Origin of the sequence: Geobacillus sp. LEMMY01 (assembly GCF_002042905.1) — a bacterium.
GTDB classification, from domain to species: Bacteria; Bacillota; Bacilli; order Bacillales; family Anoxybacillaceae; genus Geobacillus; species Geobacillus proteiniphilus.
Map to the genome: position 1 here is coordinate 86,550 of NZ_MVKA01000008.1, position 15,176 is coordinate 101,725.

General features: G+C 52.3%; 13 protein-coding genes. 7 read left to right on the forward strand and 6 right to left on the reverse strand.

The features are described from left to right. Positions 1–311: 311 nt before the first annotated feature. The 6 genes from B1A75_RS05775 to B1A75_RS05800 all read right to left on the reverse strand — a co-directional run bounded on the left by B1A75_RS05775 (position 312) and on the right by B1A75_RS05800 (position 5,749). Entirely contained in the window at positions 312–1,211 is a 900-nt protein-coding gene (locus B1A75_RS05775) for a response regulator (protein WP_079935885.1), read from the reverse strand. Positions 1,212–1,260: 49 nt separating this feature from the next. After that, positions 1,261–2,514 carry a sensor histidine kinase gene (locus tag B1A75_RS05780; RefSeq protein WP_254866605.1) on the reverse strand — a complete coding sequence of 418 codons (1,254 nt, stop codon included), beginning with the start codon at positions 2,512–2,514 and terminating at the stop codon, positions 1,261–1,263. 223 nt (positions 2,515–2,737) lie between these two features. Further along, the gene (locus B1A75_RS05785) at positions 2,738–3,388 is read right to left on the reverse strand and encodes an amino acid ABC transporter permease (protein WP_074043572.1); all 651 of its coding nucleotides are present in this window, start codon (positions 3,386–3,388) and stop codon (positions 2,738–2,740) included. Between the two features lie 16 nt (positions 3,389–3,404). After that, positions 3,405–4,058 (reverse strand): amino acid ABC transporter permease, encoded by a 654-nt coding sequence (locus B1A75_RS05790; protein ID WP_011231464.1) that lies wholly within the window; start codon positions 4,056–4,058, stop codon positions 3,405–3,407. An 87-nt stretch (positions 4,059–4,145) separates the two neighbouring features. Beyond that, positions 4,146–4,991 carry a glutamate ABC transporter substrate-binding protein gene (locus B1A75_RS05795; RefSeq protein WP_011231463.1) on the reverse strand — a complete coding sequence of 282 codons (846 nt, stop codon included), beginning with the start codon at positions 4,989–4,991 and terminating at the stop codon, positions 4,146–4,148. Between the two features lie 29 nt (positions 4,992–5,020). Then, positions 5,021–5,749, reverse strand: a complete 729-nt coding sequence (locus B1A75_RS05800) for an amino acid ABC transporter ATP-binding protein (RefSeq protein ID WP_011231462.1) — start codon at positions 5,747–5,749, stop codon at positions 5,021–5,023. 248 nt (positions 5,750–5,997) lie between these two features. Here B1A75_RS05800 and B1A75_RS05805 point away from each other — a divergent pair, with 248 nt between their 5' ends. The 7 genes from B1A75_RS05805 (at position 5,998) to B1A75_RS05835 (ending at position 14,964) form a co-directional block, all read left to right on the forward strand. Further along, positions 5,998–6,945 (forward strand): aldo/keto reductase family protein, encoded by a 948-nt coding sequence (locus B1A75_RS05805; protein WP_013523972.1) that lies wholly within the window; start codon positions 5,998–6,000, stop codon positions 6,943–6,945. Positions 6,946–7,333: 388 nt separating this feature from the next. After that, positions 7,334–9,049 carry a sigma 54-interacting transcriptional regulator gene (locus B1A75_RS05810; protein WP_079935886.1) on the forward strand — a complete coding sequence of 572 codons (1,716 nt, stop codon included), beginning with the start codon at positions 7,334–7,336 and terminating at the stop codon, positions 9,047–9,049. 194 nt (positions 9,050–9,243) lie between these two features. Then, positions 9,244–10,431 carry an iron-containing alcohol dehydrogenase gene (locus B1A75_RS05815; protein WP_079935887.1) on the forward strand — a complete coding sequence of 396 codons (1,188 nt, stop codon included), beginning with the start codon at positions 9,244–9,246 and terminating at the stop codon, positions 10,429–10,431. A 201-nt stretch (positions 10,432–10,632) separates the two neighbouring features. Further along, positions 10,633–12,093 (forward strand): CoA-acylating methylmalonate-semialdehyde dehydrogenase, encoded by a 1,461-nt coding sequence (locus B1A75_RS05820; protein ID WP_062898676.1) that lies wholly within the window; start codon positions 10,633–10,635, stop codon positions 12,091–12,093. A 509-nt stretch (positions 12,094–12,602) separates the two neighbouring features. Then, positions 12,603–12,878 carry a UPF0175 family protein gene (locus B1A75_RS05825; protein WP_223813678.1) on the forward strand — a complete coding sequence of 92 codons (276 nt, stop codon included), beginning with the start codon at positions 12,603–12,605 and terminating at the stop codon, positions 12,876–12,878. Beyond that, on the forward strand, positions 12,871–13,374 hold the full coding sequence (locus B1A75_RS05830; protein ID WP_021322439.1) for a PIN domain-containing protein: 504 nt from the start codon (positions 12,871–12,873) through the stop codon (positions 13,372–13,374). The genes B1A75_RS05825 and B1A75_RS05830 overlap by 8 nt, the downstream gene beginning before the upstream one ends. A 141-nt stretch (positions 13,375–13,515) precedes the next feature. After that, positions 13,516–14,964 (forward strand): PTS mannitol transporter subunit IIBC, encoded by a 1,449-nt coding sequence (locus B1A75_RS05835; RefSeq protein ID WP_079935888.1) that lies wholly within the window; start codon positions 13,516–13,518, stop codon positions 14,962–14,964. Positions 14,965–15,176: the final 212 nt, after the last annotated feature.

Sequence of the window (15,176 nt, forward strand, 5' to 3'; positions counted from 1 at the left end):
GCGAAGAGCGGCGCAGTTGGCATAAGGAATGAAAAAGGTTGACCTGTCCTAAAGGCAGCCCCATCATCATGTAGAAGACTGGCCATTTAACAGGAAACGCAACTTCATCATCCCGAGTTCCAAGTTTTTCGCATTTGCGGGTCGTGAAGTGAAGGGGATGGTGGATTCCCCACCCCTAGAAGCCTAGTGAAAAACGGGGCGTCGCGCGCAAATCAACGGCGTTGGATCAGAATCGCAAGTCCGTCCGGCAAGGTTTCTCTAATTGAAAAATAGGCGGGGCCATCAGCCTTCTTCACTAAATCACCAGCTTTCTAGACGCGCTTCAGCTCGAGAAAAAAAGCCGTTAAAAACTTCCGCACATTCATCCGGCATTCCGTCTCAGCTTGGCCGCGTTCGAGCTCTTTCATCCGTCGACGGATGTCACCGAAATCAAACAGCCTAGGTGCGAAATGCTCAAACGTCGGGTTCGTGTAGTCAGTCAGGCCGAGGGAAGCGAGATGGGTGAACGCCTGCAAGACGAGCCGACGGATGCGCTGTTCCATCGCCCGCGCTTCCTTGGCCGTTTCAGTCGGGGACAGGCCGTATTCCCGCTGGACGAGTCCTGCATACAGTTCTTTCAGCGGCGGCAGTTCGCGGACGGGAAGGCCTTTTGCTTCTTGCTCGGCCAACCAGCGCACCACGAGAAGCACATCCGCGCTGCCCGCCTCGCCGGCGACGCCAAGAAGAAGCAGAAGCTGTTGCGCCTGTTGCTCAATGGCGGACGGTTTGGAGACGGCGGCATCGGCCGTTTGCGTCTCAAACCCTTTGAGCACCTGGCGGATCGACTCGAGCGAGCGGACGGCGGACATGTGATCGGCGACGCGTTTCAGCACGGACAGCACTTCATAGCGGTTGATCGGTTTTTGAATGTACGTGTCAATGCCATGCAAATAGGCTTGGCCGATCATTTCTTTGTTTTCAACTTGAGAAATCATGATAAAGGTTCCGGCAAATCCTTCTTCCCGCAACGCCTTGATCGTCTGAATGCCATCACGCCCCGGCATTAACAAGTCAATGAGCACCACATCCACGTGAAGCAAGTCGGCCGCGCGAACGTGCAGTCCCTCTTCGGCACAGCCGACCACCTCGCCAAGTTCGGATTCATCAATTAACTTTTCCAACATCTTCCTTACGACAGGATCGTCTTCGATGAGAAAAAAGCGAAGCCCCATGTCCTTTGTTCTCTCCTTTCTTTGGAAGTTCCAGAATGGGTGCCATTGCCTACATCACGGCATTTTCTTGCTGGTCAGCCTCGTGATCGGACATTTTGGCTGTGATCGACGTGCTTTGCAGGAGGTGGGCTGTCGGCACGGCAAGGCGAAACACCGTCTGCCCCGGCTCGCTTTTGACGAGCTGTAGATGCCCCCCAAGTGTTTGGGCGATATCCCGTGCATGGGTAAGACCGATGCCTGTTGACGGATTGCCTTGGCGGTCGTATTTTGTTGTGAATCCGGGCTGAAAAATCCAGGCGATGTCATCAGCCGCAATGCCGGGGCCGCTATCTTCCACTTCGATGATCAATTCGGTTCCTTCAAGGCGTGTGCGCAGACAGATGGCCCCACTTTCGCCAATCGCCTCGACGGCATTGGATACTAAGTTATTGAGTACGGAAAGAAGTGGATACAGTTGGTCGGTCATGAGATCGATATGGCCGTTGTACGAAAATGTGATCGTTTTTCCGGATAAGTTGGCGTATTTTTCATTGGCGCGAATGACCATGGCGCACAGTTCGGCAATCGAAATGCGCCCGCGCACCGATTGGCGGCCGATAAGCTTAGAAAGGCCGGCGAAAATGCGCTGCATATCTTTTTTCGTCTCGTGAATATGTTCGGCAAGCTCCAGGGCGACGCGCGGTTCAACGTGTTTTCTTTCGATCAGCCGCGAGTAAAGGTCATAGCTTTGGCGCGTCATGTCTTCCATGAGAGCCATTGATTTTTGCAAGTAAAACATTTCTTCGTATAATCCGCTGCTCACCATAATGAGCCGCTCGAGTTCTTGCTTTCTCGCTTCAGCGAGCGAGCGGACATGCTTCGTCACCCACATATTGTAAACGCCAATAACGCAGAAACTGCGCAAAATGGCGAATAACCATAAGACGATGACTGTTTGGCCGCTGAAGGCAAACGGCTCGCCCATCCAATACCGGATCCCTAGTTCACAGGCGTTAGCAAAAAAGTCGAGCGCCGCTCCAACCGCTCCAGCCCGAATCGGTGCGGCCATTCGATGGCGAAAACGAACGGCAGCCGCCATCGCTGAAAAGCTGATATAATACCCGGCTGCCGGAATGTGGGTCAGCACACTTTCTGAAGCGGACATTTCGCCCGTCAATGAGTCAAGAAAGACGCGAAACCCGACGACCACCGCGCCAGTGCTTGCGCCGATGACGAGCGGGGGAAGAGAAGTAAAGGCGACAAGCCCGAGAAAAAAGACGGCGCTGCCGAGTGAGACGCGAAAAGGGCTGTCAAACGGATTCATTTTCATTTCGCCCAGAAACGCGGTAGCAGAAAGCAAAAGCAAAAGAAGCCAAAGCGGTTCTTTTTTCGCTGGTGTCAGTGGACGTCACCGCCTTTGCGAAGGTCATGGCCTAATCTATAATTCTATTATATAACAGGAAAGCGAAAACAACGGATCTTTTTTAACGAAAAGAGATGGCAAGAAAAAACCGTATGCCCCGGCTGAAGAAGGGGATACGGTTCCATCACCGCTGACGGTATTCCAACCGGCGAGATAATAACGACAGCGAATAGTTGACGATAAAGTACATGAACGCCACAAGAATGAAGATCGGGATGACAAAATTGACGTTGCGGCCGTTAATGATTTGCGCATGGTTCATCAATTCCGGCAAGGAAATGACAATGGCGAGCGATGTATCTTTCAATAAGGAAATAAACTGGCTGACGATCGGCGGCACCATGCGCCGCAATGCTTGCGGCAAAATGATGTACCATAGCGTCTGCATATACGTGAGCCCCGATGAGCGAGCCGCTTCGATTTGCCCTTTATCGATCGACTGCAGGCCGCTGCGGACAATTTCCGATAACATGGCCGATTCAAAAATCACCAAGGCCGAAATGGCGGCGTACATTTTATCAAGCTTTAATCCGACTTCCGGAAGGGCGAAATACGTAAAGAAAATGATTAATAACAGCGGCAAATTCCGGATCGTTTCGACCAGCACGGCCAGCAATTGGGAAAGCACCGGGATTTTCGTATAGCGAATGACCCCGATGATAATGCCAAAGACAAAACTCAAGACAATCGAAATGAACGCCACTTCCAATGTGACGAGAAACCCTTGAAGCAAAAACTTCAAATGGGCGGGCGCGTAAGCACCGGCAAAATCCATCATTTGGCCTCCTTTCCTACCGCGCCTTGAGCAACCGGCGCTCTAAGTAGCCGACGCCAAGGCTGAGCGGGATCGTTAAGACGAGGTAAAACAAGGCGACGAAAATATAAACGTCAAAGGTGACGAACGTTTTCGAGGAAATCAAGTCGCCGTAATACATTAAATCCAATCCGGCGATGACGCCAAGCACCGAAGAGTTTTTCACCAAGTTGATGAACTGGTTGCCAAGCGGCGGAATGACGATTTTCACCGCCTGCGGCAAGATGACGTAACGCATCGCCTGTAAGTAGGTCAACCCGGAGGAACGGGCCGCTTCCATTTGTCCTTTCGGAACGGCTTGAATGCCCGAGCGGATCGCTTCGGCGATAAAAGCAGCGGTATACACCATCAGTCCGAGCGTTCCGGCGGTAAACGAGTCAAACCGGATGCCGACGGCGGGCAAGCCCATAAAAAAAACGAAAACGATCAACACAAGCGGGATGTTGCGGATAAATTCCACGTACGCCGTTCCGACCCAATTGAGCGGGCGAATCGGCGCGATGCGGAAAATGGCGATGATGGTCCCCAGGGCCAAGCTGCCGATCAGCGCCAGCACGCTGGCCTTGATCGTATGGCCAAACCCTTGCATATACAAATCCCAATGTTCAACTAAAATAGAATAGCGCAACAAGGCTAAACGCCTCCTTTCCTCGCTGACTCATGGCCTGTCCTTTGGGCAAACAGGTGGGCGGATATGTTCCGCCCACCGTTTCGCCTGTTATTGTTGCGGCTTTTTGCCGATCCATTTTTCGTAGATCTTATCGTATTCGCCGTTTTCTTTAATTTCTTTCAAGTATTCGTTGATGACTTGCAACAGTTCTTTGTCTCCTTTGCGGACGGCGATGCCGTACGGTTCTTCGGTGAACGTTTCATCAAGGACGCGATAGTTCGGATCTTGTTTCGCCATGCCCCAAAGCAGCGCGTTGTCGGTGGTCAGCGCATCGCCTTGGCCGGCTTTCAACGCTGTAAACGCTTCCGCGTAGTTTTCAAATTCAAGCACGTTGACCTGCGGCGCGACTTTGCGGATGTTTTCCGCCGATGTCGAACCTTTCGCTGTCAGAACGGTCATTCCTTTTTTCAAGTCTTTCACGCTGTTGATCGGGCTGTCTTTTTTGACGAGCAGCGATTGCCCGGCCATAAAGTACACATCCGAGAAATCCACTTCTTTTTTCCGTTCCTCGGTGATCGTCATTGTCGCGATAATGGCATCAATTTCCCCGTTGTTCAGCATCGGGATGCGCGTTTTTGACGTCACTTCTTTCAATTCAATTTTGTTTTCATCGCCGAGAATTTTTTTCGCCAATCCTTTGGCAATATCGATGTCAAATCCTTCGACTTTTCCGGTTTCCGGGTTTTTCAACCCGAATAAGTTCAAATCATATTTGACGCCAACGATGAGTTTGCCGCGTTGTTTAATTTTTTCAAGCGTATTGGTCGCTTTGGCGGTTTCTGACGATGTTCCGCCTTCTCCTTTGTCCGTTGTGCTGCAGCCCGTTAAAGCAACAGCGCTCAATAAGGCAGTCAAGGCGACGGCTATCCACCATTTCCATGCTTTCTTTCTCATGAGAAAAAACCCCCTTTGATTGACCGGAATTAATGGTTTAAAATGCGGCTTAAAAAGACGCGAGCCCGTTCTTCTTTTGGCGCCGCGAAAAACTCCTCAGGCGGCGCTTCTTCTAAAATGCGGCCTTGATCCATAAAGACGATGCGGTCGGCCACTTCGCGGGCGAATCCCATTTCGTGGGTGACAACGACCATCGTCATCCCTTCTTTCGCCAGCTGCTTCATGACATCCAACACTTCGCCGATCGTTTCCGGGTCGAGTGCTGATGTCGGCTCGTCAAACAGCATGATTTTTGGTTTCATCGCCAATCCGCGGGCGATGGCGACGCGTTGCTGCTGGCCGCCGGACAGCGCGGACGGATAGGCGTTCGCTTTGTCCGGAATGCCGACTTTCTCCAAGTAATACATGGCGATCTCGTTCGCTTCTTTTTCGGACATGCCGAGCACTTTGCGCGGCGCCAACGTGATGTTTTGCAAGACGGTCATGTGCGGGTATAAGTTGAAATGTTGAAACACCATGCCGATATTGCGCCGCAGTTCGTTAATGTTGATGTGTTTGTCGTTCACTTTGACGCCGTCGACGATCAGTTCGCCGCTTGAGATCGTCTCGAGCCGGTTGATGCAGCGCACAAGCGTGCTTTTGCCCGAACCGGATGGCCCGATAATGACGACGACTTCCCCTTGGTTGATCGTCAAGTTAATGTCTTTCAACACATGAAAATCGCCGTAGTATTTGTTGACTTGGTGGAAATAAATCAATAGCCCCCCTCCTTTGTGACAAATTTGTGAATGTTTTTCGAATTGATTGTAAATGCGCATCTACGAAAATCTACGGAAATCTACAAAAATTTTGTGAATCGATTGAAAAAGACGATGATGGACGCAAAGAAGGGGAAGTCATTTTTTGAATAGTAAGGCAAATCTCTTTGCAAATCAGCGATCGAGGATTATAATGAGGACATGAAGAATTTGGCATTGATTGCCGTCAAAAGGAGAGGGGAGCGAAGGTGAAGTATCGAAAACTCGGCCGCACGGGGCTGAAAGTCAGTGAGATTAGTTTAGGCAGCTGGCTTACATATGGAAATTCGGTGGAAAAAGAAACCGCGATCCGCGTCATTGACAAGGCGTACGAACTTGGCATCAACTCGTTTGACACAGCGAACGTCTACGCGCGCGGGGAAGCGGAAAAAATCGTCGGCGAGGCGCTGCGCAAATATCCGCGCGAATCGTATGTCATCGCGACGAAAGTGTTTTGGCCGATGGGCGACGGCCCGAACGACCGCGGCCTGTCGCGCAAGCATGTGTTTGAGCAGCTCCATGCGAGCTTAAAGCGGCTGCAACTGGATTATGTCGATATCTACTACTGCCACCGCTATGACAAAGAAACGCCGGTCGATGAGACGTTGCGTACGATCGATGATCTCGTCCGCCAAGGAAAAGTGCTGTATGTCGGCGTGAGCGAATGGACGGCCCAGCAAATTCAAGAGGCGCTCGGCGTGGCCGACCGCTACTTGCTCGACCGGATCGTCGTCAATCAGCCGCAATACAACATGTTTCACCGTTATATTGAAAAGGAAGTCATCCCGGTGTGCGAACAAAACGGCATCAGTCAAATCGTCTTTTCGCCGCTCGCCCAAGGGGTGCTGACCGGCAAATACAAACGAGGTCAAGCGTTGCCGGCTGACAGCCGCGCCGCTGATCCAAGAGCGAATACGTTTATCCAAGGATTGCTCAATGACGAAGTGTTAACGAAAGTGGAACAACTCGAAAAAATCGCGGCTGAGCTTGGCATTACGTTGTCCCAGCTTGCCCTCGCTTGGGTGCTGCGCCAGCCGAACGTCGCTAGCGCCTTAATCGGCGCCAGCCGCCCGGAACAAGTCGAAGAGAACGTCAAAGCGGTCGATGTCGTGCTCAGCGAAGATGTGCTCGAGAAAATTGAGGGGATTTTGGCGTAAAAGAGGTGAGGGTGTCCCAAAAGGATCGGGACACCCTTTCTTATTTACTTTTACCGCATATAAGGTATAAAACAAATCATTAAGAAACAATATGTTGTGTTTTGTTTAAGGAAAATTACCCTTTTGGGTCAGCCCCATTTTTTGTCATTGGTACGTGTTTCCCTAGAAGGCTGGTGAAAATCAGCCATTTTTCCTAAATCAACGGTTCTCGAGTGAAGAGAAAGATAGCCTTTTATGGAGCTTTCTAATTTGAGAAATCCCATTGTTGAGCCGTATTTCCTGTTCAATCACCATCCTTCTACAGCATTTCCAAGGAAGGAACAGAAGGATTTTTTCACGCCAACGGCGAACGGTACGGAAAGAGGGAAGAACGAAAGGGGAATGGGGAATGGCGAGTGATTGCAGTGCTTTGCCAACCGTCGTTTGTCGCCAAACGTTGCAAGAAGTCATGCAACGGATGGCGGCTCGTGGGCTTGAGTCGGTGAACGTGATCGATGAGCATGGCCGGACGGTGGGGCGGTGCACGTGGCGGATGATGCTGCGGGCGGCGGCGGATGGGCTCGATCGTTCCATGCCGATAGGGGAAGTATTGATGGCATTTTCCGACAAGTGGGAAACGAAACAGGAAGGCGTCTGCGCTGCAATGCCAATGTCCGAAAGCGATTCCAAAGCAACGAATGAGCTCGAGCGACTGCGGCGTGAGTTGGAGGAAACGCACCGTCTGGCTGAGACGATGAAAACGGTGTTGGATGCGGCGTACGAAGGGGTGGTTGTCGTCGATGAGGACGGCGTGGTTCGTGAAATCAACCGGGCGTATTGCCAGTTTCTCGGCATTCGCCGGGAAGAAGCGATCGGAAAACATGTGACGGAAGTGATCGAAAACACCCGTCTGCACATTTGTGTTCAATCGGGCATTCCAGAAAGAGGATATATTCAAAAAATTTACGGCCAGCCGATGGTTGTGCACTCTATTCCGATTTGGCGGGACGGCAAGGTGATCGGGGCGATCGGGATGCTTATTTTCCAAGGGGTATCGGAAGTATATGAAATTTTCCGGCGCCTGCAGGAGCTGTCGCGTGAGGCAAGCCGGAAGGAGAAGCAAGAGACGGAAGCGAAACCACAGGAGACGGCCGCCTCCGCCCCGAAAGGAATCGAGCGGATCATTGGCCGCCACCCGTCGATCGCCGCTGTGAAGCAGATGATTCGTCGGGCGGCGCGCGTGCCGTCGACGGTGCTCATTACCGGTGAAAGCGGAACGGGGAAAGAGGTGGTGGCGCGGGCGATCCATGAAGCGGGGCCGCATGCGGACGGACCGTTTGTCAGCGTGAATTGCGCCGCCATCCCTGAGTCGTTGTTGGAAGCGGAACTGTTCGGCTATGAAGATGGGGCGTTCACCGGTGCGAAAAAAGGGGGCAAGCCCGGCAAGTTTCAACTCGCCCATGGAGGGACGCTGTTTTTGGATGAAATCGGCGATATGCCGCTTGCCATGCAGGCGAAAATTTTGCGCGTCTTGGAAGAAAAGAAAGTGGAAAAAGTCGGCGGATTGTCGGGGACAGAGGTGGACGTGCGCATTATTGCCGCGACGAACAAGCCGCTCGAGGAGATGGTGCGGAATGGAACCTTTCGCGAAGATTTGTTTTATCGGTTGAATATCATTCGCATTCATCTTCCGCCGTTGCGCGAGCGGAAAACGGATATTCCCGCGCTGTTGGCTTACCATATGGAGCGGATGTGCCGGCAGTTTGGCGTCGCGTTGAAGTCGTTTACCAAAGAGGCCATGGAAGTGCTTGTCCACTATTCATGGCCGGGGAACGTCCGCGAGCTGGTCAACGTCGTCGAATGGCTGATCAGTATGGTCGAAGGGGAAAAAGTGGAACGCGAACACTTGCCGTCTTACTTGTCGACCGTTCAACCGGCAGCCTCGTCTTTGCCAAACGGTGGTGTGAAGATGGCTGATCGGTGGAAAGAAATGGTCTATCAATCGGAACGTGAGCGCATCGCTGCGGCGCTGGTGGCGGCGGGCGGCAACAAGGCGGAAGCGGCAAGGAGGCTCGGCATTCACCGCTCGACGTTATATGAGAAGCTGAAAAAATACGGATTGTAGGCAACGGCGGCAAAGCCGTTGTTTTTTGTTGCTCTGTTGGATAAGTGTCTGGTATTGTAGGGAAAATGTCTGCTTACTGTCGGTGAACGCGTTTTCGTTTCGAAACAGCCCCCTTATCATGGTGCCTTTTGTATGTTGGCACGGAATTTGCTTTATAAGGAAATGAAACCGTTGTCAAAAAAGGAGGGGAAACGATGTACGAATTGTTGGTGCCCAGCCGGGTTGTGTATGGGCGCGATACGTTCGCCGAAGTCGGCCCACAAGCAAAAGCGCTCGGGACGAAAGCGCTGATCGTCAGCGACCCGGTGATGGAGAAAATCGGCCTTGTCGCCCGTTGCGAGCAATACTTGCAACAGGTGGGGATGACGTTTGCCAAGTACACAGGGGTTGACACGGAGCCGACGGATGTCCATGTGAAGGAAGCGCTTGACGTCTGCCGGAGCGAGCAGTGCGATGTCATTATCGCTCTTGGCGGCGGCAGCAGCATCGACGCCGCCAAAGCGGTGTCCGTGATGATGACGAATGAAGGAACGATCAGCGACTATGTCGGCAATCAAAAAAGGTTTACCGAAAAACCGCTGCCGCTCATCGCTATTCCGACAACGGCCGGCACCGGTTCCGAAGTGACGAAAGTGACGGTCATTATTGATACGAAGACAGACGTCAAAATGATGATTTCCCAACCGGCGCTGCTTCCAGCCGTGGCGATTGTCGACCCGTTGCTCACGGTTTCATGCCCGCCGTCCGTTACAGCGGCGACCGGGGTTGATGCGCTGTGCCATGCGATCGAGGCGTATATTTCCCGACGCGCCCACCCGGTGACCGATGTGTTAGCTCTATCCGCCATTGAGGCGATCATCGGCCATTTGCGCCGGGCGTATGAAAACGGCCAAGACATCGAAGCGCGGGAGAAAATGGCGATCGCGGCCATGAAGGCCGGCATGGCCTTTTCCAACGCCTCGGTGACGCTCGTGCACGGCATGTCGCGGCCGATCGGAGCGCTTTTCCACGTGCCGCACGGCGTATCGAACGCGATGTTGCTGCCGGGGGTGCTTGAGTTTACAAAAGACAGCGCCATCGAACGATTGGCGGTGATCGCCCGAATCATCAAGCCGCCGCTCAAAGACGTTTCCGATACGGAAGCGGCTGAGGCGCTCGTTGAGGAAGTGAAACAGCTTTGCCGCGATTTGCACATCCCGAATATGAAAACGTGGGGCATTGACAAAACAGCGTTTGACAAGGTGGTGGACAAAATGGCGGCTGACGCGCTTGCGAGCGGCAGCCCCGCCAACAACCCGAAAGTGCCGACGCATGAGGAAATTGTGGCATTGTACCATTATTGTTACGACTATCAGTACGACACCAAAACCGTAAGTTCGTAAATGAGTCCGGCGGCTGGGATGGCGATTGCAGGACGCATGACAGCGACCAGCAGCAAACAGACAGCAAAGAACGCCGCTTTTTGGAAGCGTTCAGCCCGCCGGCCGTTTCCGCGAAAGGAAGCGCTCGCCGATCATCCATAGCTCTTGTGTACGTTCATGAACCAATCTTTTGAAAGATCGACTAGAAAGGTGGTTTCATTCATGAGCTCTGTAACCGAAACAAAAACATTGAAAAACTTTATTGGCGGCCAATGGGTCGCTTCGACATCCGGAAAAGAAGAAATCGTGCCGAACCCGGCAACGGGGGAAGTATTGGCGAAAGTGCCGCTCTCCTCGCGCGAGGAGCTGGATGCGGCGGTGGCGGCCGCGAAAGAAGCGTTCCGCGAATGGCGCAAAGTCCCGGTTCCGCGTCGCGCCCGCATTTTGTTTCGCTATCAGCAGCTGTTGGTCGAACATTGGGACGAACTCGCTAGACTTGTGACGCTAGAAAATGGCAAAGTCTATGAGGACGCCTACGGTGAAGTGCAGCGCGGCATTGAATGCGTGGAGTTTGCGGCCGGGATTCCGACGCTCATGATGGGCCAACAGCTGCCGGATATCGCGACCGATATCGAATCGGGGATGTACCGCTACCCGCTCGGTGTCGTCGCCGGGATTACGCCGTTTAACTTCCCGATGATGGTGCCGTGCTGGATGTTCCCGCTCGCGATCGCCTGCGGCAACACGTTTGTGTTGAAGCCGTCTGAGCGGACGCCCATGCTGGCCAACCGCTTGGCTGAACTGTTCACCGAAGCCGGACTGCCGCCGGGGGTGCTCAATATCGTTCATGGGGCGCACGAGGTCGTGAACGGCATTTTAGAACATAAAGATATTAAAGCCGTTTCGTTCGTCGGCTCGCAGCCGGTCGCCGAGTATGTATACAAAACAGCCGCCGCCCACGGCAAGCGGGTGCAGGCGCTCGCCGGTGCGAAAAACCATTCGATTGTCATGCCGGACGCCGACCTCGATATGGCGGTGACGAACATCATCAACGCCGCGTTCGGTTCGGCGGGCGAGCGGTGCATGGCGTGCTCGGTCGTCGTTGCAGTCGGCGATATCGCCGATGAGTTGGTCGAACGGCTCAAAGAAGCCGCCGACCGCATCCAAATTGGCAATGGGCTCGACAAAGGCGTCTTTTTAGGCCCGGTCATCCGCGAGTCGCATAAAGAGCGGACGATCAAATACATCGAAATCGGCGAAAAAGAGGGGGCGCTCCTTGTCCGCGACGGACGCCGCGACTCGGCGACAAGCGGAAAAGGGTATTTTATCGGTCCAACGATTTTTGACCATGTCAAACCAGGCATGGCGATTTGGACGGATGAAATTTTCGCCCCGGTCTTGTCGGTCGTCCGCGCCCGCGATCTGGACGAAGCGATTGAGATCGCCAACCGATCGGAATTTGCCAACGGCGCCTGCATCTACACCGATAGCGCCAAAGCGATCCGCCAGTTCCGCGAAGAAATCGACGCCGGCATGCTTGGCGTCAACGTCGCCGTCCCGGCGCCCATGGCGTTTTTCCCGTTCTCGGGCTACAAAAACTCGTTTTACGGCGACCTTCATGCCAACGGCCGCGACGGCGTCGAATTTTACACGAGAAAGAAAATGGTGACGGCGAGATATTAGTAAAATAGGCTGTAAGAGGGTGTCCCAAAAGGATCGGGACACCCTTTCTTATTACCGTATATAGACAATATGTTGTGTTTTGTTAAGGAAAATTACCCTTTTGGGTCAGTCCCCTTTTTATCACCTCGAACCGAGAAGGCCTCAACTTCCAAGCATGAGCGTAAGTGGGGGATGAACCGGCGTCTTCCACCAACGATCTTCCCCTTGCACCAAAAGAACAAAGGAAGGGCTTCGATTGCGATCTTTTTGAGGAAGCTCAACGGTGGGATGCACAGGGATGGCTTAGCTGACAGCTTACCGTATGTTAGGGTGTTCCCGAGAATCCCCTACTTCTCTACGTGAGCGCGGGTGGGGAGTGTTCAATTGAGTCGGTTTCATTTCTATCGTGTTGAGCGTGTAGTAAAAAATTTGGAAATGCTATTCGTTCCGTGACAGCATCCAAAAGGCGCGAAGTGTGATAGAATAAAATAAAAAAGGGTGTGAGTTCAATGGCCATGGACTACTTTCAGGTGAACTTGCCGAAAGAGTTTTTGCCCGCCATTAATGAATTGGAAGGCAACACAGTTGAGGCAAAAATAAAGCTTTCATTGGCGATTGGTTTGTTTGTTGGAAAACAGGTGACGCTGGCGAAAGCGGCTGAATTGGCAGGAAAATCCTTAGGGGAATTTATCGATGTATTGCGTTCGAAGGCGATTCCTTGGATGGAATATACGGAGGAACACATCAAAGATGATTGGGACACGGTGCAAAAATTGAGCAAAGAAAATAGGGATCACAATGAGTAGGGTTACGGTTAATTCTACACCGATTATAGGTCTGTCGATCGTTGGTCAATTGACTCTTTTGTCTGAACTATTTGATGAAGTATATGTTCCGGAAGCTGTCTATCAAGAAATTGTTCATAACCATGCCCCACGCCATTATGGAAAAGAGGAGCTCAAACGATTGGTCAGCGAGGGGGTGTTTAGGCTATACCATGTAAAAAATCGCAGCCTTGTTGAAAGTTTATATGGAAAATTCCATGCCGGGGAGTTAGAAGTTATTATTGGAGCGAAAGAACTTGGTGCTCAAGTCGTTGTGATTGATGAGCATGCTGCCAGATCATTGTCGAAACAATTCCTTTTACGGCCTATCGGTACAATCGGAGTTTTGATTCTGGGAAAGAAAAACAGGAAAATAGCGGAAGTCAAGCCGCTGTTAGACACTTTGCTTGAAAATGGATTTTATCTCTCCCAACGTCTCTATCGAGAGGCGTTGTCGTTGGCAGAAGAAACGCCGTAACCCCGCCCACCGCGCTGGGCTTTTTCTTTTTAAAACCTGTCAACAACCCCCTTGACAAAATCGCGTTTACTTATCATTGAAGGCCGGTTGTAAGCGTTTTAAGATAAAGGTACAGTCAAGCAGAAAAGGAGGAACAGCTTTATGACGCATACAACCGGAAACGAAACAGGCTTCCGTGTGAAGGTTCAACGGTTTGGCGGTTATTTGAGCGGCATGATTATGCCGAATATCGGGGCGTTTATCGCCTGGGGGCTGATTACCGCCCTGTTTATCCCGACCGGCTGGCTGCCGAACGAGACGTTTGCGAAGCTCGTCGGTCCGATGATTACGTATTTGCTGCCGCTGTTGATTGGCTATACGGGCGGCAAAATGGTGTACGACGTCCGCGGAGGAGTCGTGGGGGCGACGGCGACGATGGGGGTCATCGTTGGTTCGGAAATCCCGATGTTTTTAGGCGCGATGATCATGGGGCCGCTTGGCGGTTATGTGATCAAAAAGGTAGACGGGCTCTTCCAAGGAAAAGTGAAACAAGGGTTTGAGATGCTCGTCAACAACTTTTCGGCCGGGATTGTCGGCGGCGTGTTGACGCTGCTCGCCTTTAAAGGGGTTGGCCCGGTCATTTCTGTGATCAGTAAAACGTTAGCGGCAGGAGTGGAAAAAATCATTGATTGGCACTTATTGCCGCTGGCGAACTTGTTCATCGAGCCGGGGAAAGTGCTGTTCTTGAACAATGCGATCAACCATGGAATTTTAAGCCCGCTTGGCGTGGAACAAGCGGCGAAAACCGGGAAATCGATTTTGTTCTTGCTGGAAACGAACCCTGGTCCGGGGTTGGGGATTTTGCTGGCGTATTGGCTGTTTGGCAAGGGGATGGCGAAACAATCGGCGCCGGGGGCAGTCATTATCCACTTCCTTGGCGGGATTCATGAAATTTACTTCCCGTACATTCTCATGCGACCGATTTTGATTTTGGCAGCCATGGCGGGCGGCGTGAGCGGCGTGTTCACGTTTACGGTGCTCCATGCCGGGCTGGTGGCGGTGCCGTCGCCGGGAAGCATTTTCGCCTTGCTGGCGATGACGCCGAAAGGGAATTATTTCGGCGTGCTAGCCGGCGTGTTCGTCGCTGCAGCGGTGTCGTTCCTCGTCGCTTCGATTTTCTTAAAAGCGGCGAAACAATCCGAAGAGGAAGAAGAGTTGACGAAAGCAACGGAAAAAATGGAACAGCTGAAAGGAAAAAAGAGCCAAGTGGCTGCCGCGTTGCAACAGAAAGAAGCCGCTTCGGCAGCTGTGGCCCAAGCGGTTCCTGGCCGCGTGAAGAAAATTGTGTTCGCGTGTGATGCGGGAATGGGCTCGAGCGCGATGGGAGCATCGATTTTGCGCAACAAAGTACAAAAGGCCGGGCTCGATATCGAAGTGACGAATACAGCGATCAACCAGCTTCCGGCCGACGCCGACATCGTCGTCACCCATCAAAACTTGACCGACCGGGCGAAGGCGAAGTTGCCAAATGCGTACCATGTATCGGTCGAAAACTTCTTAAACAGCCCGAAATACGATGAATTGATCGAGCAATTGAAAAAGAACGCGTAAATCGGCATGAGACGCAGGGGAAATGGCGTTCCCCCTGCGTTTTGCTTTGTGATTTCGCGTTTACCTCGACGGCTAGGGGCACTTTTCTCCGCTCCCATCCGCATGGATGTGCCCGACCGCGGTGAACTTCGTTAAACGACGAAAGAGAAAAATACATGCAAAATTAAAATCTGTCAACAATAACAATGACGAAAACGAAACATCTATTCATT